The following is a 23658-nucleotide window of genomic DNA, read 5'->3' on the forward strand; positions in this document are numbered from 1 at the left end:
CATCAGTCAGACTAAGGAATCGATGGTTGATTTGAACATTAAGGCCTATAAGAATTTAGAGTTTGGGAAAGTATGGGGAGGATTTTCGTATAGAAGAAGTTTGGACGGCGCACAGTATGTTGAAGGCAACGCGATACAGACGCAGAAATTACAGTATTTTTCACCGATATTGGGCTTGAACTACAATCAATTTATGTTGGCTTACACGTATTCTCATTTAGGAGGCAATGTGAAGTTTGACAACGGAGGATTCCACAACATCACACTTGGAATCAACTTGTTCTGCAAACCAGAGAAATACCACTGTAACTGTCCGGCAGTGAATTAATAATATAATCCCAGTAGTTTTCTATTGGGATTTTTTTTAAACCATACTTATGATAATAAAGTCAGTTAACGGAAAATCACCTAACATACCAGACGATTGCTATGTGGCAGAAAATGCTACTATTGTTGGTGATGTCCAAATGGGTTCGCAATGCAGTGTTTGGTTCAATGCCGTAATTCGAGGCGATGTTCACTACATTAAAATTGGAAGCAAAGTCAATATTCAAGATGGAGCAATAATACATGCTACGTACCAAAAGCATCCCACTAATATTGGAAATAATGTTTCTATCGGACACAACGCTATTGTTCATGGTTGTACATTACACGATAATGTTTTGATTGGAATGGGTGCGATTGTGATGGACAATTGTGTGGTAGAAAGTAACTCGATTGTAGCGGCTGGAGCAGTAGTAACTCAGAATACAGTGGTTGAATCGGGAACGATTTATGCTGGAGTTCCGGCGAAGAAAGTAAAAGACATCAATGCGTCTGATTTTGCGGGCGAGATTGAACGCATATCCAATAACTATGTAATGTATTCGAGTTGGTTTAAAGAGGAGTAGTTAGCACTTCTGAATGGCAGCCAAAAGAATATTTTCTAGCCCTGATGCAAGGGAAAAACCTTTTTGTCGTTGGATGTAGCATTGGCAGGCAAAAAGTTTTGGAAAGGCAGCAGGAACATGGATTGCAAGAATGCCCAAGCCTTTTGCTCCTATATCCGAAGCATTGCTCTACCGTGAATGAGCACTTCTGGATTAATCAATACAATACAAAATACTCCCGAAACCACTAAAAACTTCAAAATGTTGTGCAGTTGAATGTACTCTGGTTTGCTATTGGATTTCCAAAGCAAAAACAAGAAGAAAATCAGCACCATTAAACTTAGGTAAAAGTAAATATCCATATAACCTACGTTGTACACTTCTATTAAAAAGTAGACGGGAATGATGGTTGAAATAGTTAAAAAAGTGATGATTTTTTTAGCAAATTCTTCTCCGTATTTTACAGGTATGGTTTGATAGTCATTGGCAATATCTCCTTTGATGTTTTCCAAATCTTTGATGATTTCACGGATTAAAATCAGAAGGAATAAAAAGGTGGCGTGTGCGAAAATCTGCGGATACAAGTTTTTGTAGTACAGTAAAATGGCGAAGAAAGGCAAAACAGCCAAAAAGGATGCGGTTAGGTTTCCGATAATTGGGTATTTCTTGAGTTTGTGTGAGTAAAACCAAATCAGGAAAATGTATACCGAAAAGAATAAAACGGCTCTAAACGAAACAAAAAATGCAATTAATGCGACAAAAAAATTAACTACAAAATAGAATTGCAATTTGGTTTTCTGACTGACTAATCGATCAATTTTGGACTTGTTAGGACGATTGATTAAGTCTTTTTTGCTGTCGTAAAAGTTGTTGATGATGTAACCCGAGGCAATGGTTAAAGTTGATGCTAAAACGATGATGAATAAATTAAAATCGAGTAGCACCGACAATGCTCTTTTTTCGGGAGCCAATATGAAAATGGCAGATAAATACTGAGCCAAAGCCATAACGGGAATGTTATAACCTCTTACCACTGAAAACATACTGAGGATTTTCAGTAACGTAAGTTTGGTTTTTCGGCTTAGCATTGGTATGAAATTAGTCCTTTGACTGAATTGATGTCAAATTCCGTTTCCATGTTTAAAACTGATAAACCACTTCGAGTTTATAGTCTTTTAAGGATTGTTTGGCTTTTTCCAAATCTTCTGTAAAACCTAAAATATAACCGCCACCGCCAGAACCACATAATTTTAGATAGTAATCGTTGGTGTCAATTCCTTTTTGCCAAACTCCATGAAATGCTTCCGGAATCATTGGCTTAAAGTTGTTAAGAACTACTTTAGAAAGTTTTTTAGTGTTGGAAAACAACGATTTGATGTCGCCACCCAAAAAGTTTTCTACACAAGCGTCGGTGTATTTTACAAATTGGTTTTTCAACATTGTACGGAAACCTTGATCTTTTAGATTTTCCATGAAGATGTTTACCATTGGAGCGGTTTCACCCACAATTCCAGAATCTAACAAAAACACAGCGCCTTTTCCAGTTGTACTTTGTGTTGGAATTCCGGTTGCTTCAATATTGTCTTTCGAATTGATCAAAATTGGAATGCTCAAATAACTGTTTAATGGATCCAATCCTGAACTTTTTCCGTGGAAAAACGATTCCATTTGAGCGAAAATATTTTTCAACTGCAACAGTTTTTCACGAGTTAAATTCTCTAAAACTGTAATTTTATTGTTGGCATATTTGTCGTAAATCGCAGCAACTAGAGCGCCACTACTTCCAACACCATAGCCCTGTGGGATGCTAGAATCAAAGTACATTCCGCGTTCAACATCCGCTTTTAGAGTTTCTAAATTGAATGTAACCAAATCTGGTTGTTCTTGCTGTAATTGCTCTAAATAAGCGGCAAATCTTTGTAGACTTTGGTTTGATTTAATGGCTTCTGATGATAGATCCTCGTCCACTTTCAAAGCACCATTGTAAAAATTGTACGGAATGGATAAGCCTTTAGAATCTTTGATGATTCCATATTCTCCGAAGAGTAATATTTTTGAGTAAAATAGCGGTCCTTTCATAGTTTTTAATTGACAATTAGCAATGGATAATTGATAATTATTTATTCTTTGATGTATTGATTATACTGATTAATAATTTCAGTAGTTCAACAACTTTAGGTTTAATTTTGTCAAATTCTTCTATATTGATGTACTTCGTTTCAAATAACAAATCCAACCAATATTCTGTTTCATTTGCCTCTTTTAGTGCAATTGATAATTTATGAATAAAATCAGCCTTACTTTCTGCATGTTCTGCTTCTCTAATATTGGCTCCGATTGATGTTCCTGCACGTAACAATTGTTTAGATAAAACAAACTCTTTTCTTTCTTGGCTTATAATTTTATAAAAATGAATAATCTCAATTGCAAAAGAAAATGATTTTTCTTTAACTGCATTTTTCGTCATGTATTAATTCTATTTGGCTTATACTAAAAATATAGAAATCAGGTTTTTCAATTATCAATTATCAATTATCAATTATCAATTATCAATTATCAATTATCAATTATCAATTATCAATTATCAATTGACTTCCAAAACCAATTTCATCACAAATATACTGACCATTTTGACAATAGCCAACTAATTCGTCTTGAATAAATTGCAAAGTTTCAACTCTAACGTTTTCGGGATACAAAACATGGACATTTGCACCCGCATCGAGTGTAAAACAAATAGGTGTTTTGGTTTCACTTCTGAATTTCCAGATTTTGTTGATGATTTCTAGTGTGTTGGGTTTCATTAGAATAAAATAAGGCATCGAAGTCATCATCATGGCGTGTAATGTTAAAGCTTCACTTTCTACAATTTGTATGAATTGCTCCAGATTTCCATTCTCTAAAACGGATTTTATAGCCGATAAATTGTGATGCGCTTGAGCAAATCGTTGTTCGGCAAACGGATGGTTGTGCATTAAATCGTGGCCGACAGTACTCGAAACTTGTTTTTCGCCTTTGTCAACTAGTAAAATGGTGTCTTGGTAGTTGTTGAAATTAAGATGTAGTTGAAATGGAAATTCAACACCAAATAAATCGGAACTTCCTTCTGTTTCAGCATGTTTTCCCCAGACAACAACACTTCCTTTTACACTTCGACAGGCACTTCCTGAACCCAATCGAGCTAAAAATGAAGCTTTTTGATAAAAGTAGTCGTTAGTCATTTCAGGATGCAATTCTTTTTCCAAACTCATGATGTTCATCGCCAAAGCTGCCATTCCTGATGCAGAAGAGGCAATTCCGGAGCTATGAGGAAACGTATTTTGAGTGTCAATAGTGAAATGATAGTCTCTCAAATACGGGCAGTACAATTCAATTCGTTCAAAAAACTTCTGAATTTTGGGTTTGAATTCTTCTTTGGGTTTTCCTTCAAACAATAAATCAAAGGAAAATAAATTTGAGTCTTCCTTTTTCTCGAAACTTAATTCAGTAATTGTTTTACAATTTTTCAATGTAAAACTGATTGAAGGATTGGCCGGAATCTGATGCTCTTTTTTCCCCCAATATTTTACTAAAGCAATGTTGCTCGGTGCGCTCCATTTAAAAGCTCCACTTTCTAATGTAGTTCTGTTTTGGCTTGCAATAAAATCCTTTTCGGACATAGTAGTCATAAAATTTACACAAAGATACTTATTTTAGAAAAACCACAACATTTTGTTTAGTATATTTGTGAAAAATTTAAACAAAATGAATAAAGCGCTCCGAATTCTTTTAGTTGTAATGACCTGTGTGGTTATTGGCTATTTATCAGGAATAGTTACTCGAGAAAGTATAACTACTTGGTATCCTACTTTAGTAAAGCCTGTTTTTAATCCGCCCAATTGGATTTTTGCACCAGTTTGGACAGCACTTTATATCATGATGGGAGTTGCTGGTGGATTGGTTTGGAACCAGATAGAAGCACAACCTGAATTAGTGAAAAAAGGTTTTTTATTTTTTATTATTCAATTAGGATTGAATGCTTTGTGGTCGTATTTATTTTTTGGTTTGCACAATCCGTTTTTAGCATTGATTGAAGTGATTTTACTTTTGCTAATGATTTTTGAAACCTATGTGATTTTCAAAAAAGTTGATCGAATTGCGGGTATGCTTATGGTTCCGTATTTAGCTTGGGTAACATTTGCCACAATTCTGAACGCCAGTATTTGGTGGTTGAATCAATAAAAAATCCCGAAAATTACTTCTCGGGATTTTAAATGATTTTTGTAATTATGTTATTTCACAACTAATTTCTTAGTGGTTTTTACGTTCGAATCAGTCGTAATTTCTACAAAGTAAATTCCGTTTGATAATTCAGAAACATCTACAGCAACTTCATTAGAAAGACTATTATTGATGTTTCGGATTTGTTTGCCCATCACGTCATAAATAGCGATATTGTTGATTTGCTCCGAAGCGCTTTCCAAACTAATCTGTACCATTGAATCAGCTGGATTTGGAATCATTTCGAAATTTCCTGTTTCAAAAGTTGGATTTCCAAGAGGTGCTACAATCTCGGTATTGAATGTGTTTGTCGTGATGGCCGGATTGAAATCAAAAAAGATGTCAGCCGTATTCGGAACTACATCGCCAACTTCAATTCCGGGTTGTAAACGTACTCTAAACATTACATAACCCATACTTGCTTCTTCATTAACTGTTTTAGGAACCAAGTTGATATTTCTAAAATCCCATGTTATTTCGTTGTTCATGCGAGTCATCACATAATCATGACTAGCACTTACCATCTGTATGGATGATTCGTCGATTTGAGCATCCAAAACGTCTTCTAAAATTACAAATTCGGCACTAGCAGTTCCTTCATTTTGGAAACGAATCGTGTAGTATAAATAGTCACTTGGGTTGTATTCTGTGATGAGAATTCTTCCGCCATGCGATTCCATTTTATCATTCGGGTCATAAGAACCAACGATGATTTGGCTAATACTAAAAGCGTTATTGTCTAAATCAATATCATCAGCAGGAGCCGAAACGGTTGCCGTATTGGTTATTACATCACCTAAACTAACCGTTGGGATGGTTGGAACCAACATTGTTACTGTGATGTAACGCGTTTCATTTGGTGCTAAATTGGTGAAATTATAGGTGAATCCATCAGTAGTAGTTACAATTCCAGCTTGAGTAACATTAGTAATAGTTACTACCGAACCTTTAGTAAAAGTTAATGTTCCAGATGTTGGAGTTAATCCTTCGTTTTTGTATACGATTTTATTGGTGTAAGTAAATCCGGGTCGAGGTGGAGGATTTTGAGCTACAATCGAAACCGTAACATCATTATAACCTTGAGTTACAGTAATTGGGAAATATAAAATCTGATAGATACTTCCAACCGGAATAGATACGTTGCTGTAACTAGTGGTTCCTGCGCTGTAGTAAGGCGCGTACGATGATTCAAGTTGATAAGTGAAATCATAGGAATTGTCGGGGTTGGTATCGTACAAGGCAAATTGTCCTGTTGGAGAGTAGGCCATCATTGGTGTTCCTGCGTCGTTCATGTCATACATGAAAGAGCCATGTGAAAAAGTGGTTTCATCGGCTTCTTTGGTTCCGTTATTATTAGAATCGACAAAGGCAACTAAAATGATTTTATCTGCATCAGGTGTACACGTTACATTAGCTGACCAACCTGCCATTACAACACTACTATCACTAACAAATCGGAATGTCAAACATCCGTCAGGACTAGAAGAGGTAAATGGACCAGGAATTATTGTTCCCCAAAATGCACCAGGTAAACCACCAGGAACTTGTCCCGCAGGGTTAGAACTAGCAATTTGTGGAGCAGCAATTGAATTTCCGTCATACACATACAATCCATCCCAATTATTTTCTAATGCGAATGAAGTAAAAGTTACAGTTACTAATTCACCTGGATTGTTTGGGCAAATGGTTACAGTTGAATCGGTATTGTTGGCATAATTAGCATTGGGTCCAGCAGGATCAAAGAAATTTCCACCACAAACAGGAGGTAATGGCTGAGTATTAATGGTTAGTGGTCCAGACCAAACACTCATGTCTGTTTCTGAACAAATGGAACGTACATAGACGTCATAACAGGTATAGGGAGACAAATTAGTCAAAACAAAAGGATTTACATCGGTCGCTATCATTCCTGTTGCAATTGCCAATGGAGCTGGAACTCCACAAGGTAATGCAATTACTTCCCAAGATGTTGCTGAACCGGTTTCAAACCAATTTATAGTCGCAGAGTTTTGAGTTACGTTGCTTGCGCTAATTTGTGTCGGATTAGGACAAGTTGCCAAAGTAGTCACAGTAGCTGCAGTAGACCAATTGCTGGTATCGGTGTCCGAACAAATTCCTCTCACATAAATGTTGTAACAAGTTGAAGCTGTTAAATCAGTTAAAGTGTATGGATTTACGCTCACAACAATTCCTGTTGAAGTTGCTGTTGGTGCTGTGCCACATGGTAAAGCCAATACTTCCCAAGAAGTTGCAGTACTGTTCGAGTTCCATCCAACAACTACCGAATTAGTAGTAACATTGGAAGTGGTTACACTTGTTGGTTTTGGACAGGTTGCTGCTGGTTGACAAGTTACACTAGCTGACCAACCTGCTTTAACTACCACATTGTCGCTTCTGAATCGGAAGGTTAAACAACCGTCTGGACTGGTTGATGTGAATGGACCAGGAGCAGTTGTTCCCCAAAACGCACCAGGAACTCCACCCGGAATACTATTGCCACTATTTCCACTTGATATTTGTGGAGCACTTATTGAATTTCCGTCATAGACATACAATCCATCCCAAGTTGGCTCTACATCAAATGAATTGAAATCAACAGTAACGACTTCGCCAGGATTAGTTGGGCAAATTACATAAGTGTTGTCTGAATTATTAACATAATTAGCATTTGGGCCACCATTATCAAAAAACGCTTCACCACAAGCTGGTGGAATTATTACGGCAGGAGCCGTTAAAAAGTAAGTGCCATTAGACCAAATGCTTACAGCAGGATTGCACAATGAACGAATAAAGAAATTATAAGCCGTATTAGGATTAAGTCCGGTCACTGTAAATGAGTTTGTGGTTACAACTGTTCCCGTTGTATTAGGAGTTGGTAAGCCTCCATTTGAAGGTAAAACAACAACTTCCCATTGCGGTGCTGAGTTGAAAGCCCAATTCAATGTAGCTCCGGAGTTCGTAATATTGGAAACCGTTAAATTGGTTGGCGGTGTGCAACTAGTTGTGGTTGTGGTTATAGTTAGGCCATACGACCAATTGCTAACATCGCCCGGAATGTCACTACAAACAGCTCGAACATAAGCTGTATAAACTACTCCAGGAGTTAAACCCGATGCTATGTAAGGATTGTTTGTCGTTGGAGTTCCAGAAGTGGCTTGAGTTGGTGCAGGCGTGCCAGCAGGAACAATGAGTACTTCCCAGTTGGTTGCGTTCCCACTTTCTACCCAACCGATAGTTGCTGTAGTGCCAGTGAAATTGGTTGCGAATAAATTGTTTGGAACGATACAAGAACTAAGCGAACCACACGTTACATTGGCAACCCAACCTGCTTTATTTACACTGGTATCGCTTCTAAATCGGAAAGTTAGACTTCCTGAAGGATGGGTTGAAGTAAAACTGCCTGGGTTGGTAGTTCCCCAAAATGCGCCAGCTAAACCGCCAGGAACATTTCCGGCAGGATTGTTACTGGCTATTTGAGGAGCAGATGTTGAATCTCCGTTAAAAATATACAGTCCATCATAATTGACTTCAGTGTCAAAAGAAACAAAAGAAACAGTTACCACCTCACCTGGATTAGAAGGATAAAGGGTTACGGTGTAATCTTCATTATTGATGTAATTAGCATTCGGTCCTTGCGAATCGGTGAATAGTTGTCCACAAAGTGTGGTTTGAGCGTTCAAGCTGTATAGCGAGGCAAACAGCAGAATTACTGAGGTTGAGAGTAATTTTCTTTTCATGATTTTTTGTTTTGTTCTAATCAAAAATACATTGATTTTTAATAACTTACAAAGGGATTTCTTAAAAATTTTATAGTTAATTTGAAGATAAAATAAAAAAGCCCCGAAAATTCAGAGCTTTTATTGAAATTGTAAAAAATGGAATTTATTCTTTAATCAATTTTTTGGTTTGTTTTAGTCCGTTTTGTGTGATAATTTCTACAAAATACACACCTTGTGATACATCAGCAAGGTTCACGCTTATTTGATTACCTGTTGTGGCTTTTAGCGTGCGAATGGTTTTTCCAAGCACATCAGTAATGGTAATGCTTTTAATAGTTTCAGAGGTATTTTGCAGTTGAATTTGAACGGTTTCATTAGCAGGGTTAGGCGCTAAAAAAACATTGTTACTATCAAATCTTGGATTGCCCAAAGAATCAACAAACTCGGTGTTAAAAGTATTGGTGATAATGGCAGGATTCGTGTCAAAATAGATAGCAGCAGAATTCGGAATGATGTCACCCACAGTATAACCTGGTTTTGGTTTCACCTTGAAAGTGATAAAGCCTTTGCTTAAATCTTCACTAACGAATGAAGGTAATAATTGAATATTATCAAAACGCCATATTAAATTACTTCCATTTCGTTCCAACGAATAGTTATGACTGGATTCAATCATTTGAAAACTTGACTCATCAATTTTAGGGTCAAGTAAATCCTCGATTCTAACGTCTATAGCGGATGCATTTCCTAAGTTTTGAAAATTAATGGTATAGTACAAATAATCATTTGAAGTAAATTGGTCAAATTCTATTTGTCCGCCGTGAGATTCAGTTTTATTATTTGGATCGTAAGCGGCAATAATTGCTTTAGTTTCAGAAAAACTATTGTTACTTAATATATTATCTGTACCTGAATTTGGAGTTATTGTAACAGAGTTGGTCAATAAATCTCCAATGGCTACTGTTGGAATTGGGGGAACACTCAACGTTACATTAATATAACCTCCTTGTCCGGGTTGTAGAATATTGGTAACATAACTGAATCCATCCGCAGTAATCAAATAATCCGCAGTAGGTAAAGAAACCGCAACTATTGAAACTTGTGGGTCTTTTGTGAAATTAATGGTTCCATCTGTTGGAATTAATCCACTATTTCCATAGTAAAAACGAACACTGTAGTTAAAACCAGCTCTTGGGGTTGACGAATTGAAACCATAAACACCAAGGTCTTCAAACGGTTGAACTAAAGTAACTGGAAAGTAATAATTTTGATTATCATTAAAAGAGACGTTAGTATAGGATGATACAGTTGAAGAATAATAAGGTAAATATTCTGGCATAATTTGAAATTCAAAATCAGCGGTGTTTGAAGGTGTACTACAATAATTATTGGATGTATAGTCTACAATAGGTTCGGGATTGTTGCTGTAAGTAATGATGCCATTTCTAAAGGGCTCATCACCTACATCATAGATGCCGTTAATGTTATTGTCAATAAATGAAGTTATATAAAGACAGTAATCGTTGTATACCGAATTGGCATTATTTAAAGTAATAATAGACCAATTACTAGTTGTGCCATCATCACAGATTCTTCTTACACAAAAATTGTAACAATAGTCTTCTGTTAATCCCGAAAAGTTGTAGGTGTTTGTGTTTGTTTGGATACCGCTTTGATTTTGAAACGGAATTTCTTGAGAACATTGAATGGCAAGTACTTCCCAAGCATTTGCATTGTCAGTATTCCAAGTCAAATTATAGGATGAATTGGACTCAATATATTCGATATTGAAATTTGAAGGTTGGTGGCAGTCAGTGCCGTCTGTAACACTAACATCATCCAGTAAAAAACGATCGCCACTCAATGAAGAATTTGGTTGTGTGTGCTTCAGAACAAAAGCTATGTATATATTTTGTCCTGCAAAACCTGATAAGTCCAAAGTTTTTTTCCAATACATATTGAATGCAGGTGATACTTGGCTTTCTCCAAATTCTTCCAACAAAATAGTGTAAGATGACGGATTGTTTTGAGGACTTGTAGCCATGGCTACTTTTACTTGGTATAAAGAACCTTGATTTCCTGCAGTAAAAGTTCGGCTATAAAATTCTAATTTTCCATTTGTTGGAACTGTTATCATTGGAGTTGCTAAATACTCCTCAGTAGTAATTCCAATACCCATATTTTGTCGATTCATGAATGCGCATTTCTGACCAGTATTACTGATAATGTTTGTAGACCAATTAACTGTTCCACCAACATTAGTATCAAAAACTGCCCAATTTCCACTTCCCAGCGTCCAATTGGTGGATGGTGCAGGTTCTGGCCCAGTCGTATTCTCAAAACTTTCAAACAAGACTTGTGAAAATCCAACTACAGAATAAAGAACTAACAAAATAGAGATTGTAATTTTTTTCATAGCGCAAATTTTAATCAAAGCTAACTTAATTTTCAATTACTTACAATAAAAAAACCCTGAATTTCAGGGCTTTTTCTACTTAAAAAAGTTTTTTATTCTTTTACTAATTTTTTGACTTGTTTTAAATTGTTGGCTGTTGTGATTTCTATAAAATACACGCCTTGCGATAAATCAGCAACGTCTATACTCATTTGATTGCCGGTTGTAGCTTTTAGTGTGCGAATGTTTTTGCCAAGTACATCAGTAATGGTAACATTTGCAATAGTTTCAGAGGTGTTTTGCAAACTAATTTGAATAGTGCTGTTAGCAGGATTTGGGAAAACAATCATGTTACTTGACCCGAAATCGCCAGTGCCTAATGTAGTTACAAATTCAGTGTTGAACGTATTGGTAATTACCACTGGATTAGTATCAAAATAGATTCCTGCTGCATTTGGAATAATATCACCCACGGCAAAACCTGGTTTTACTCTGATTTTATAAGTAACATACCCTTTACTCAAATCTTCGTTTTGAAGATGACTAACTAAGTTGATGTAATCGAATCTCCAAGTCAATTGGTTACCTACACGTTCCATAATATAATTATGACTTGCACTTACCATACGGATGCTATTTTCATCCAATTGAGCGTCCAACTCATTTTCAATTCGTACATTAATAGCACTAGCAGTTCCCATGTTTTGGAAACGAACAGTATAGTACAAATAATCATTCGCAGAGAATTGATCAAATTGAATTTTTCCACCATGAGCTTCAGAAATATCATTCGGGTCGTAAGCCGCAACCACAACTTCAGCATTAGTGAACAAATTGTTATTCAAATTAATGTCGTTAGCTGGAGCCGAAACGGAAGCAGTAGTAGTTAATATATCGTCAATGTTTACTGTCGGAATCGCAGGAACACTCATCGTTACATTAAACGAACGAGATTCTGAAGGCTGTAAATTGGTAAAATCATAAGTGAATCCAGTTGGAGTTGATACTGTTCCCGCTTGACTCACACTCACAATGGTTGTTGCTGGGTCATTGTTGTACGTTACTGTTCCAGAAGTTGCTGTTACACCTAGGTTTTTATATACTACTTTATTGGTGTAATTAAATCCAGGTCGAGGCGGAACAATTGGGGTAATGGTTACAGTAACATCATTATAACCTTGAGTTAATGTGATTGGAAAATATAAAATCGGATCCGTATTTAAAGCAATGTTGATGTCGTTATAACTAACTCCAGACGCAGAATAGTAAGAACTGTATTCAGAATCGATTGCGTAGCTAAAATCGTAAGTAGTTGCAGTAGAATCGTAAATGGTATAGCTTCCAAATGGAGAAGTTACATTAGTTACTGTTCCGCTGTTGTTTTCTTCAACTCCAAATGAACCATAAGTGAAGTTATTTTCTCCAGAATCTTTCACGCCGTTGTTATTTTCATCAACAAAAGCTACTAATTGGACTCTTTCATTACATTCTGGTGGGCCAGAGGTAAAACTTCCTGCTTGAATGAATACAGCCGAATCAAAAAGAGAATCTCCACGATCCGCTACAACTAATTTAATATGATACGGATGATTTGGTATAATGGCTGATGAAGCCGTCATCAAAACCGTTTGCCCGTTAAAATTAGAAGCAGAACTTAATGCATTTGCTCCTTCGTTGAAACTTCCAAAGAAATCAGGATTTTGAGATGAACAGCCTGTATTGTTTGCACCATCTCTGATGGTAACAACCGAAACGGGAGTAGTTGTTCCAGGAACAACGGCGATATTGGTTGTTGTTCCGTTTACTAAATCAGTAAGTAAAAATGCAAAAGCATCCGAATATTGACATTGAAAAACGCCGTACTCTTCAGAAGCAAACAAGAAGTTGAAACTCATAAATTCATTTAAACTTGTGAAGTCAAATTCCAATTTAGTGGCATTGTACGAATACATTACATTTCCAGTAGCATTGGTGATGATGGCTTCCAACTCTGGATCGCCAGTCCAATTGCTACCACCTTGACCTAATGTATTTGTGTTTGGACCTGCGATGCTTTGTGCATCTCCAGTTGATAAAACAATTCCAGATTCTAAAGGAAAATTTGAATTGCTGTTGGTAAAATATCCGATTCCGTTTGAAGTTCCAAAGTTAGTTCCCGTACTTGAAGTCACATTTGAAATTGTAATACAAGGGTTATTGATTAAAACATTGGATACTAATTGTTCAGCATTGTATAAAGTGGTATTTCCAACTAGGAATGCTTCTGGTTCTGGTGTTGAGAACGAAACTACCGTTGACCAATCTGAAAAAGAGTTGAATAAACATGCAGATCGAACGTATACATCATAGGAACTGTTAGCTGATAATCCAACAGCGGTATAGCTAGCAAGATTAGTTGCAGTTCCGCTTGTGGTTGAATCTGGTGCAACTGATCCTGAAGGTACAACTAAAACTTCCCAAGAATTCAAACTATTAGTATTGTTCCAGTTGATTTGTGCGCTGTTTGATGATATTACAATCGCATTCACATTGGAAGGAACTTCACAAGGAGTAATAGTTAGTGTTGTAGTCGACCAATTACTCAAATCGGTTGTAGAACAGATCGCACGAACCGAAATTGTATATGCCTCACCAGCAATTAAATCTGTAATTTCAAAAGGGTTGTTTCCAGTTGTATAGCTTGTTCCAGTTGTGTTTGATGCAGATGTTACTAAAACTTCCCATTGTGTTGCGCTTCCGTTTTCATTCCAACTAAGTGTTGCAGAGGTGAATGAATTAGCCTCAACAGCTACCGAAGTTGGTTTAGGACATGTTGGAGCTGGTTCACAAGTTACATCTGCCACCCAACCTGATCTATTTACTGAAGAATCACTTAAAAAAGCGAAAGTTAAACAACCCGATACATCTGATGAAGTAAATGGCCCTGGAATAGTTGTTCCCCAAAAAGAACCAGGTAAACCACCAGGAACATTGCCGCCGTCATTTGTACTTGAAATTTGAGGAGAAGAAGTCGAATTACCATCGTAAACATACATTCCGTCCCAGTTAGTTTCAGTGTCAAATTGAGTAAATGTTACAGTTACTATTTCGCCAGGATTTGTAGGACAGATGGTATAAATTTGATTTGAACTGTTTGGGTAATTACCTGTAAGTCCGCCTTGATCTATAAATTGTCCGCCACAAACAGGAGGAGGAACTACTTCGCCAATGGTCGTTACTGTAAGTCCAGTGGACCAAGCGCTGTATTCATTTGTTGAACATAATGATCTGACATATACTTTGTAACACGTTGTTGACGTTAAATTTCCAGCAGTGTAATTTGGTGTAGTAACTGGCATTCCAACTGTGTTTGCTGTTGGAGCTGCTGCAGTACATGGAGCAACGTATACTTCCCAAGTACTGTTATTAGTTGGGTCAAACCAATCCAAATCAAAAGAGGATGCTGTAATGTTTGAAGCCGTAATTTGAGTAGGCGCAGGACACGATGTTGAATTTTGAATTTGTAACGTATAGCCAACGGTTTGTGGTGTTGGAAACGTAGAAATAGCAAAAATGTAAGTATGACCTTCAATAACGGTTAAAGCAGGAATTTGGCGTACGGTACTGCTGCCATTGGCAACACCCGCAACACATGCAACTCCTAAGTTAGAACAGCCGTCGTAAACAAAAATTCCAGACCAACCAGCAGTTGGAGTCATTGTAATATTAATAGTTCCATTTGATGTTGGCGTATACGAGTAAAAAACATCATTTCCACCCATATAATTTCCACTCGAAGTGGCACAACCTTGGGGTTGTTGCACATCATACGTGTCACCATAATTGGCGGTGTTGTCTGTTGTTACAAATGGCAATGAAGTAACCTGAATCGGTTCAGAACAGGTAAATCCAGCTTGTGAATAAGCAGCAAAATGAACGCTACCTATTACCGCCAGAAGCGTTAATAGTAATTTCTTTTTCATAATTGTTTGATTTTTAGCAAATCAAATATACATTGATTTTTAACATATTACGAAAAAAAGTTCACTTTTTTTTAACAAATAACTTCCTCACCACTGAATTGGGGCTTTTACATAAAATTTTAAAAAATAGTGCAGCTTATTAAAAACTTATTTGTTTTAAAGGATTATTCGATGATGAGTTTTTTTGATAATTTTTGATTGTTTTTAGTGGAGATTTCAATCAAATAAATGCCCTTTGATAAATCGGAAACATCAATGATAATTTCTGATTCTGATTCTGATTGAAATGTTTTAATGGTTTTTCCAACAAGATCATTAATGGTAACCAAAGCCACTACTTCATCTGTATTTTTCAATTGTATTTCAAAAGAAGTTTTAGCTGGGTTTGGTGCTATAAAAACAGTGTTGTAATTGAAATCATAACGATCTAATGCGGCTACAAATTCAGTGCTGAAGGTGTTGGTAATAATTGCGGGGTTGAAATCAAAATAAATGGAAGCAGTATTTTCAATAATATCTCCGATTGCGTAGCCCGATTTTGGTTTCACTCTAAAAGTGACATAACCTTTTCCAACTGTTGTGTCAGGAATAGATGGAGGAAGTAGTATGTCCTCAAAAGTCCATTTTAAATTGGCTCCATTTCTTTTTAAACTATAATTGTGACTGGCACTAATCATTGAAAGCGTGTTTTCATCTAAGTTTCCGTCTAAAACATCTTCAATACTTACATTGATTGCACTTGCAGTTCCAGTATTTTCAAAGCGAATGGTGTAATACAGATAATCTGCAGAAGTAAAAGTAGAATGAAGAATTTGCTCACCGTGTGATTCCATTTTATCATTAGGATCGTAAGCGCCAACTACTATTTGGGTGTTTGAAAAGTTATTGTTTGTCAAGAAAATATCATTTGTATTTGTAGTAATTGTTGCAGAATTGATTAAAACATCATTAATGTTTACGGTAGGAATTATGGGTACGTTCATAGTAACCACGATATAACGGGTTTCATTCGGAGCCAAATTGGTGTAATTGTAAGTAAACCCTTCTGCTGTGGTTGTAGTGCCAATTTGAGAAACATCAGTGATGAAAACAGCTGGGTCTTTCACGAATGTTACTAAACCTGATGAAGTATCAACACCAATATTTTTGTAGACAATTGTGTTGGTATAGGTAAATCCAGGTCTTGGCTGAGTTGATGGGATTAGCGCAATGGAGACATCGTTAAATGGGTTGGTGACAGAAATTGGGAAATATAGTATTTGATTTCCACTTGTAGGAGTAATGATTATGTTGTTGTAGGTGGTTGTGTTAGAAATATAGGATGTAAGTTCGGGACTGATGGAATAACTGAAATCATAACTATTGCTGAAAGTAGTATCGATGATTCTATACGAACCGGTGCTTGAAGTAACATAGTTATAGGTTCCGCTGTCATTAATGTCATAGACAAAAGAACCACCATTAAATGTAGCTTCGTTGTTGTCGAAGGTTCCATTGTTATTGGCATCGATAAAAGCAGTTAATGTAATGTCACTAATCGGACCGCAACTCACACTAGCAATCCAGCCAGAACTTGTAATTGAATCATTACTTCTGAATCTAAAAGTCAAACATCCACTAAAATTGGTTGCTGTAAATGGTCCCGGATTTGTAGTTCCCCAAAATCCACCCGAGGGTAAATTGGTAGTGCCTTCGTTTGAACTTGGTATTTGTGAAAAAGTAGCGTCAAATCCATCATATACATACAAAGCATCATTTCCACTTTCCACATCAAAGGAAGTAAATGTTACCGTAACAACCTCACTAGGCACATTGGGGCAAATGGTTATGGTTTGGTCTGTGTTGTTAGAATAATTCGACGTCAGTCCGCCATTATCTGAAAAAACACCACCACAAATGGGAGATAAAATAGGCGTATTTACAAGCGTTCCAACTGACCAGAGACTCACATCATCTGGAGCACACACTGACCTCACGTAAACATCATAACATGTGTCTGGGAACAATCCTGTTATGTTAAATGGATTTGAACTTGCAACTATATAACCTGTAGCATTTACTGAAGGAGACGGAGAACCACATGGTAAAACTAAAATGTGCCATTGTGTAGCAAATCCAACTTCATTCCATGAAGCGAGAGCAGTAAGATTTGGATTAGCTGTTACTGTCAATGAAGTTGGGACTGGACAAGTTGTACTTGTAGGGTTATTTGATTCTGAATGGCCTAAGTAAAAACTTAAAAATAAAAGTAATGTGTAGAGTAATTGTTTTTTCATAGCAGTGAAATTTTTAACTCAAATATAGAGTTTATTTCAATAACTAATCAATTTTTTTAACTAACTGCCTCAGCAACAATGAATCCGCCGGTCCATGCATTTTGAAAATTAAAACCACCAGTGATGGCATCAATATTCACAATTTCACCCGCAAAGTGTAAATTTTCGTGGATTTTGCTTTCCATGGTTTTGAAGTTGATTTCTTTCAAATCGATACCGCCAGCAGTTACAAATTCTTCTTTAAAAGTGCTTTTTCCGTTGACTTGAAATTCGGCATTCACCAATTGATTCGCCAAACTTGTAAGTTGTTTTTTGGTCAAATCAGCCCATTTGGTTTCTTCTGAAATTTCAGCTGCCAACACCAAATTTTCCCATAAGCGATTGGGGAATTCAAAAGGTGATTTTTTACTGACAATTTTCTTTGAATGTTCCAATTTGAGTTCTTTGAGTTCTTCTTCGGCTTCTTCAAAAGTGACATCGTTTAGCCAATTCACTACAATGGCAAACTGATAATTTTTCTGAAATAACTCAATCGCACCCCAAGCAGAAAGTCGCAGAATTCCGGGTCCGCTCATACCCCAATGCGTAATTAATAATGGTCCGGATGCCGATAATTTAGAGTTCTTAACTTTCACGTTTGCAAAAGCTGAAATACCCATTAAATTGGCGATGCGTTTGTCTTTGATGTTAAAAGTGAATAAAGAAGGAACTGGCGGAACAATCGTATGACCAATTGCTGCTAAAACATCCCACATTTTTGGATTGCTACCTGTTGTCATAACGAGTTTCTGACAGGAGAATGTATCGTGATTGGTTGCTACTTTCCAATAATCGGTTCCTTTGAAAATGGATTGAACACTTTGACTTGTGAGGACATCGATTTTTAATTTTTGAGTCGCACCCAAAAAGCAATCAATTATGGTTTGCGATGAATCGGAAGTAGGAAACATTCGGCCATCGTCTTCAATTTTTAATTCGACTCCGTGTCGTTCAAACCACTCAATTGTATCGCCCGAGCAAAATTGATGAAACGGTCCGCGCAATTCTTTTTCACCGCGTGGATAAAACTGAACCAATTCACTTGGGACAAAGCAGGCATGAGTAACATTGCATCGTCCGCCGCCTGAAATTCGCACTTTTTCGAGTACCGTTTTTCCGCGTTCGAGAATCGCAACTTTTAGTTTAGGGTTTTTCTCAACGATGTTGATAGCTGTAAAAAAACCTGCTGCACCTCCGCCAACAATTATAACATCATACATTAGTGTAATCTTTCGGGGAAATTACAAAAAATCCCATCGACGCCCAACGCAATTACTTTTTTTATGTCTGAAAACTCGTTTACGGTATAGGTATTGATTTTAAAACCTGCCTTGTGGATTTCATCTACATTAAATTGTGTCAAGGTTTTAAACCAAGGATTTATTGAAGTTGCATTCAGTTTTTTAGCAATCGAAATGGCATCTAACGGATTTTCTTCTGTTAAAATATCAATCGCAATAGTAGAGTCTAACTTTCGGTAGGTTTCCAATTCATCCCATAAAAAACTTGAAATGATGAAGTCTTCTTTTTTCCATCCTTTCTGGTAGTATTTTTCTAAAATTTCAAAGGTTGGTGTTGCAGTTTTTTTTCCTTTTAACTCTATGTTTAGTGGAGCTTTTTTATCAATTGCATCAATGATTTCTGCTAAAGTTGGAATTTTATGATTGCCTTTTACAATCACATTTTGAAGGTCTTCAAAATTGTATTCTTCTATTTTCCCAGATGAATTGGTTAAACTGTCAAGAATTTCGTCATGGAAAACCACTACTTCACCAGTTTTAATGACAAAAACATCAATTTCAATTCGATCAACACCCAAATCCAAAGCTTTTTTTATGGAAGCAATAGTGTTTTCGGTTTCATGACCCATTGCTCCGCGATGTCCTATGTTAACTGGTTTCTGCATGGGTTTACAATTGATGAAAAGTAAAAATAGACCGTAAAAATATAAACTTGACTTCATAATTAGTTGATTTACAACGAAGATAATTGACTGTCGAAGCAACATACTACTTTATGAAGTTATATTTTGATTAAATTATTTTCGCTCCAATAAGACAATTCCATATTCTGAATCGACAACAACTTTTCCGTTAGCAACCGTCACGCTTTTTCCGCTGTAAGCGTCAGTAAGAGCAGTTCCGTTTTCGAAAACAGTTCCCACAGAGATTTCTTTTTTTCCAATCGGTAAATCCAAACCAACTACCACTTTATCGGTATAATTATCTTTGTTATACACACGACTGAATACATAAGGTGCACTCGTAATTTGTTGATGTACTCCAGCGCCAATAGCAGGATGATTGCTTCTGAATTTGCCCAACTGCTGAAAATGGTACAGTAATAAATACTTTGATTTGTCGGTTTTAAGATCATCCCAATTCATAAATGAACGCAGGGTTGCATCGCCTTGAGTTCCTTCGATTTCCAGTGGTCGTGCCAATTCATCGCCGTAGTAAACTTGAGCAATTCCAGGCGCCAATAACAATTTGGTTCCTGCTTCAAAGGTTTTTTCTCTTTTTTTGTCAAAAGGATAACCATCGTCGTGCGAAGTAACGTAGTTCATGACGCTTTTTCCTTTCAAATCATTTTGAAGAATGTTGTTGTATTTGGAGAACAATTCTTCATAATTCATTTTAGCTTCGTTTCTAAAATCAAAGTTGATTAAACTACTAAATCCGTTGGCAAAATAGTCTACTTTTTTATCCCCAAAATCATACAATCTCTTTCCTCCAATATAATATCCGTAGACTTCACCCACTGTAAAAAACGGGTTGTTGTCTAACACTTTTGATGGATTATTTTTTTTGTATTCGGCAAAAGCTGCCTCACACACTTTGTAAAAATCAGCCCAAACGTCTTCGTGAGTGTGTTTCACAGTGTCGGCACGATAACCGTCAATTCCGAAATCGGTAATGTAATCTGCCAACCATTTCATAATGTAATAACGCGGCACTCTTGGGTAACCCGTTGCTTTGAAAAACGCATCCAATTCGGCTACTTCTTGCTCGTAACGACCTTCTTTTTTCCATTTTTGAATGAGCATCGGAGGCAAGCCTACTTCTTTATTGCTTTCGGTTTTTACATCGGGTAAATTGTCAACCAGTGTACATGTAATTGTATTTTCGTAATTATTGTACTGGCATTTTGGATACGTTCGTACCCAATCAATTGGATACACACCGTCAACATCGGTAACCGGACCAGTGTGATTGATTACGGCATCTAAAACGATTCGGATTCCGCGTGCATGCGCTTTTTCAACCAATTCAGCTAAGTCGGCACGAGTTCCGTAATTTGGGTCAAGTGCGGTCCAATCTTTGGTCCAATACCCATGAAAGCCATAAGAGTTTCCTGTTCCTTCATCAACCGAACCATGAATTTGTTCTACTACAGGAGTCATCCAAATGGCATTAATTCCCAAATCAGTAAAATAGCCTTCGTCTAATTTCTGAATTACACCACGAATATCGCCTCCCATAAATCCGCGTAACTTTCCTGTTGGTTTGTCTCTTTTTAATGGGTTGTCGTTGGATGTATCTCCGTTGTTGAATCGGTCAATTAACAGAAAATAGACATTGGCACTTCCCCAAACAAAAGGCTTTTTTTCGGTTTTGGAACTATCTTTTGTAGAAGAGCAACTGATGCATAATGTAGCTACTAAAAGGAGTAAACTGTATTTTTTCATAATTAAAATTGTATGATACTAGCTAAATAATTTCCTTCTTGAACGCCCGAAAAAACCACGGTTTTTGTTTTGTAGTCGTATTCAAAAGGCGTTGGTTTACTATTTACTAGAATTGATTTTGGTTTTTTGTTGATGTTGTGTACAGTATAATTAATCTTCTTTTGCGATGATGTATATTGTGATGCGGTTGTTACATACATTGACAAAACGAGTTGGTTTTGAGTGGATCCACTTTTGAAATTAACCGTTTCAAAAAGGTCTTTGTTATTGGCGAAAGGTGTGGAACCATCGTCAGAATACATTGTGGTTTCTGTAGAGATTCCGCTTTCGTTGAAATAATGTACGTCCAATTCTTCTGTATTTATTTTGGATGTATTTTGTGCCACTTTATACATAGGAATAAAACTTCCGCCACGGACAAAAGTGGGAATATAGAGTTCTTCAGTTTTCACTTTAACAGTGGTTCCGGCTGAATATTTTTTCCCTGTATAAAAATCAAACCAGTTAGATGATTTTGGGAAATATACCTCTTTTTCTTTCTGACCTCTTTCAGTTATGGGATAAACTAAAAATGATTTCCCCCAAAAATAACCAGCGGCTGAATTTAATGCCTTTGTATTTGTTGGTTCTTCAAAAAAAATTGGGCGCATCAATGGTGTGCCAAATTGAGTGTTCTCGTATGCTAAGTTGTAATTGTATGGCAGCAATTGATAGCGTAATTCGACTGCTTTTTTGGCTTTGGCTTTGGTATCTACGTCTTTGTAGGCTACTTCAGACGCTACATCTTCTTGGGCATGCGGACGAAATAGTGGAGAAAAAACACCAAACTGCAACCAGCGTAAATACAATTCATTATCAAAATAATCGCCTGCAAATCCGCCTAAATCAGAGTGCATGTACGCCATTCCTTGCATTCCCATTTGAAGTGCTATTTCGGTTTGACTTTGTAATCCGCCCCAACTTCTAGAAACATCACCACTCCACGGAATCATACCGAAACGTTGACTTCCCGAATAACCTGAACGCATTAAAATAAACGGGCGTTGGTTTGGAAAATCTTTTTTGTAACCATCGGCGATGAGTTTGGCCCAATTATGACCGTAAATGTTGTGGATTTCATCAGCTTTTCCACCTGCAGTAATAGCTGAAGAAGGGAATACTTCGGGTTCGCCTAAATCGCCCCACAATCCGCCAACGCCTTGATTGATGAGTCGTTTGTAAACATTCCAAAACCACTCTTTTCCTTCGGGTTTGAAAACATCCACGATTCCGGTATTTCCAAAATAAAAATCCCAAGTGGCTGGACTTCCATCGGCATTGGTTGCTAATACTTTTTTCTCAACGGTTTCATTCCATTTGGATGAAGTAGTTAAGATAAAAGGTTCGGTGATGAGTACTGTTTTGACTCCTTTTGCATTCAAATCGGCTATCATTTTTTCGGGATTTGGGAAGTTGTCTTTGTCCCATTCGAGATTTCCCATAGTGCCTTGAACCGTTTTTCCGAACCAATACAAATCGAGGATGATTCCATCAACTGGAATGTTGTCGTCTTCAAACCGTTTGATGGTTTTTTCCACTTGCTCTTGAGAGCGATATCCAAATCGAGAAGAGAGATTTCCAAAAACCCAACGCGGGGGCAAAGGTTGTTTTCCGGTCAAATCGGTGTAATTTTTCATCAATTCATCCCAAGAATCGCTTGCAATTACTTGATAGGTTTTTCTACCTGAAATGGTTTCATAACTTAGGGAATTGTCTTTTTTACTGTCGAGGTCGAGATAACCTATGGCTGCATTATCAAAATGAACAGCGTACAAGTTAGAAGAAAGCACCAATGGAATGCAAAAGTTCATCAATTCGGCTTTTGTTTCATAGCCATAATGTGCGCGATTGTAAAGTTGTAAACGATGACCACGACGATTCATTCCCAAAGCGCGCGCGCCACCACCATAAAGGTATTCATCTGATGAAATAGTGAAGTCGATTACTTCACTCAAATCTTTTTTAAAATACCCGTTTTTTTCAGAAAGAATCGGTTTGTTTTTATACGAATATTTTATTTGAAAAGGACTAAGGACAACGTCTATAGTTATTCCTTTTGAAGAAAGTTGAAGACTATTGTTATCTTGATTTGTATTGGACTCTAGATAATTATTGTCAAGCAAAACTACTGCATGAGAAGTTGGATTGTAGGTTTCTCCTTTTGGAATGAATGTGGTTTCGGCTATTTTATCGTTTTTTAATTTGATGCGGTAATCTCCATCAGAAACTGAAATTTTCAGTTCTCCATTGTTGAATTCATGTGAAATGTACTTCCGATTGGCATTTTGTGCCAATGATATGCTGGAGAGTAATAGTAAAAATAAGAGTTTTTTCATACTGGGTTTTTTAGCCCCGATAGAGCCGATATCCTCACGCAGTGCAACGAAGTGAGATAAAGGCGAAAGCGG

At 36.8% G+C, this 23658-nt stretch carries 15 protein-coding genes; 3 read left to right on the plus strand and 12 right to left on the minus strand.

Going from position 1 to position 23658, the window contains the following annotated elements; all coding sequences use genetic code 11:
- Positions 1–328, plus strand: a 328-nt coding sequence (locus VK161_RS12490) for a type IX secretion system membrane protein PorP/SprF (RefSeq protein ID WP_324212771.1), incomplete at its 5' end; no start/stop codon positions are given.
- A 49-nt stretch (positions 329–377) separates the two neighbouring features.
- Positions 378–893, plus strand: coding sequence for a gamma carbonic anhydrase family protein (locus tag VK161_RS12495; RefSeq protein WP_324215121.1), 516 nt, complete (start codon positions 378–380; stop codon positions 891–893).
- 149 nt (positions 894–1042) lie between these two features.
- On the opposite strand, the gene VK161_RS12500 is transcribed toward VK161_RS12495, so the two are convergent.
- The 4 genes from VK161_RS12500 to VK161_RS12515 all read right to left on the minus strand — a co-directional run bounded on the left by VK161_RS12500 (position 1043) and on the right by VK161_RS12515 (position 4540).
- Positions 1043–1960, minus strand: a complete 918-nt coding sequence (locus VK161_RS12500) for a geranylgeranylglycerol-phosphate geranylgeranyltransferase (RefSeq protein ID WP_324215122.1) — start codon at positions 1958–1960, stop codon at positions 1043–1045.
- A 52-nt stretch (positions 1961–2012) separates the two neighbouring features.
- Positions 2013–2951 (minus strand): mevalonate kinase, encoded by a 939-nt coding sequence (locus VK161_RS12505; protein WP_324215123.1) that lies wholly within the window; start codon positions 2949–2951, stop codon positions 2013–2015.
- A 37-nt stretch (positions 2952–2988) separates the two neighbouring features.
- Positions 2989–3339 carry a four helix bundle protein gene (locus VK161_RS12510; RefSeq protein ID WP_324215124.1) on the minus strand — a complete coding sequence of 117 codons (351 nt, stop codon included), beginning with the start codon at positions 3337–3339 and terminating at the stop codon, positions 2989–2991.
- Positions 3340–3442: 103 nt separating this feature from the next.
- Positions 3443–4540, minus strand: a complete 1098-nt coding sequence (locus tag VK161_RS12515; protein ID WP_414655427.1) for a diphosphomevalonate/mevalonate 3,5-bisphosphate decarboxylase family protein — start codon at positions 4538–4540, stop codon at positions 3443–3445.
- Positions 4541–4616: 76 nt separating this feature from the next.
- On the opposite strand from VK161_RS12515, the gene VK161_RS12520 reads away from it, so the two are divergent.
- Positions 4617–5093, plus strand: a complete 477-nt coding sequence (locus VK161_RS12520; RefSeq protein ID WP_324215125.1) for a TspO/MBR family protein — start codon at positions 4617–4619, stop codon at positions 5091–5093.
- 50 nt (positions 5094–5143) lie between these two features.
- Here VK161_RS12520 and VK161_RS12525 read toward each other — a convergent pair whose 3' ends face one another.
- The 8 genes from VK161_RS12525 to VK161_RS12560 all read right to left on the minus strand — a co-directional run bounded on the left by VK161_RS12525 (position 5144) and on the right by VK161_RS12560 (position 23586).
- Positions 5144–8869, minus strand: coding sequence for a DUF7619 domain-containing protein (locus VK161_RS12525; RefSeq protein ID WP_324215126.1), 3726 nt, complete (start codon positions 8867–8869; stop codon positions 5144–5146).
- A 145-nt stretch (positions 8870–9014) separates the two neighbouring features.
- Positions 9015–11267: a T9SS-dependent choice-of-anchor J family protein gene (locus VK161_RS12530; RefSeq protein ID WP_324215127.1), complete on the minus strand. Its 2253-nt coding sequence runs from the start codon at positions 11265–11267 to the stop codon at positions 9015–9017.
- 92 nt (positions 11268–11359) lie between these two features.
- The gene (locus tag VK161_RS12535) at positions 11360–15208 is read right to left on the minus strand and encodes a DUF7619 domain-containing protein (RefSeq protein ID WP_324215128.1); all 3849 of its coding nucleotides are present in this window, start codon (positions 15206–15208) and stop codon (positions 11360–11362) included.
- A 164-nt stretch (positions 15209–15372) separates the two neighbouring features.
- The gene (locus VK161_RS12540) at positions 15373–17484 is read right to left on the minus strand and encodes a DUF7619 domain-containing protein (RefSeq protein ID WP_324215129.1); all 2112 of its coding nucleotides are present in this window, start codon (positions 17482–17484) and stop codon (positions 15373–15375) included.
- A 56-nt stretch (positions 17485–17540) separates the two neighbouring features.
- Positions 17541–18743, minus strand: a complete 1203-nt coding sequence (locus VK161_RS12545; protein ID WP_414655428.1) for an NAD(P)/FAD-dependent oxidoreductase — start codon at positions 18741–18743, stop codon at positions 17541–17543.
- The gene (locus VK161_RS12550; RefSeq protein WP_324215130.1) at positions 18743–19486 is read right to left on the minus strand and encodes a glycerophosphodiester phosphodiesterase; all 744 of its coding nucleotides are present in this window, start codon (positions 19484–19486) and stop codon (positions 18743–18745) included. The genes VK161_RS12545 and VK161_RS12550 overlap by 1 nt, the downstream gene beginning before the upstream one ends.
- Positions 19487–19561: 75 nt before the next feature.
- Positions 19562–21211 carry an alpha-amylase family glycosyl hydrolase gene (locus VK161_RS12555; RefSeq protein WP_324215131.1) on the minus strand — a complete coding sequence of 550 codons (1650 nt, stop codon included), beginning with the start codon at positions 21209–21211 and terminating at the stop codon, positions 19562–19564.
- Positions 21212–21213: 2 nt separating this feature from the next.
- The gene (locus tag VK161_RS12560; RefSeq protein WP_324215132.1) at positions 21214–23586 is read right to left on the minus strand and encodes a TIM-barrel domain-containing protein; all 2373 of its coding nucleotides are present in this window, start codon (positions 23584–23586) and stop codon (positions 21214–21216) included.
- Positions 23587–23658 lie beyond the last annotated feature (72 nt).

The sequence above is a fragment of the Flavobacterium sp. genome, from assembly GCF_035299245.1.
In the GTDB taxonomy this organism is placed as follows: domain Bacteria; phylum Bacteroidota; class Bacteroidia; order Flavobacteriales; family Flavobacteriaceae; genus Flavobacterium.

Bases quoted from the DNA above. Each gene is read 5' to 3' on its own strand.
- VK161_RS12535 (WP_324215128.1), bottom strand. From the start codon at position 15,208: ATGAAAAAGAAATTACTATTAACGCTTCTGGCGGTAATAGGTAGCGTT.
- VK161_RS12550 (WP_324215130.1), bottom strand. From the start codon at position 19,486: ATGAAGTCAAGTTTATATTTTTACGGTCTATTTTTACTTTTCATCAAT.
- VK161_RS12540 (WP_324215129.1), bottom strand. From the start codon at position 17,484: ATGAAAAAACAATTACTCTACACATTACTTTTATTTTTAAGTTTTTAC.
- VK161_RS12555 (WP_324215131.1), bottom strand. From the start codon at position 21,211: ATGAAAAAATACAGTTTACTCCTTTTAGTAGCTACATTATGCATCAGT.
- VK161_RS12560 (WP_324215132.1), bottom strand. From the start codon at position 23,586: ATGAAAAAACTCTTATTTTTACTATTACTCTCCAGCATATCATTGGCA.
- VK161_RS12525 (WP_324215126.1), bottom strand. From the start codon at position 8,869: ATGAAAAGAAAATTACTCTCAACCTCAGTAATTCTGCTGTTTGCCTCG.
- VK161_RS12500 (WP_324215122.1), bottom strand. From the start codon at position 1,960: ATGCTAAGCCGAAAAACCAAACTTACGTTACTGAAAATCCTCAGTATG.
- VK161_RS12545 (WP_414655428.1), bottom strand. From the start codon at position 18,743: ATGTATGATGTTATAATTGTTGGCGGAGGTGCAGCAGGTTTTTTTACA.
- VK161_RS12515 (WP_414655427.1), bottom strand. From the start codon at position 4,540: ATGACTACTATGTCCGAAAAGGATTTTATTGCAAGCCAAAACAGAACT.
- VK161_RS12505 (WP_324215123.1), bottom strand. From the start codon at position 2,951: ATGAAAGGACCGCTATTTTACTCAAAAATATTACTCTTCGGAGAATAT.
- VK161_RS12495 (WP_324215121.1), top strand. From the start codon at position 378: ATGATAATAAAGTCAGTTAACGGAAAATCACCTAACATACCAGACGAT.
- VK161_RS12510 (WP_324215124.1), bottom strand. From the start codon at position 3,339: ATGACGAAAAATGCAGTTAAAGAAAAATCATTTTCTTTTGCAATTGAG.
- VK161_RS12530 (WP_324215127.1), bottom strand. From the start codon at position 11,267: ATGAAAAAAATTACAATCTCTATTTTGTTAGTTCTTTATTCTGTAGTT.
- VK161_RS12520 (WP_324215125.1), top strand. From the start codon at position 4,617: ATGAATAAAGCGCTCCGAATTCTTTTAGTTGTAATGACCTGTGTGGTT.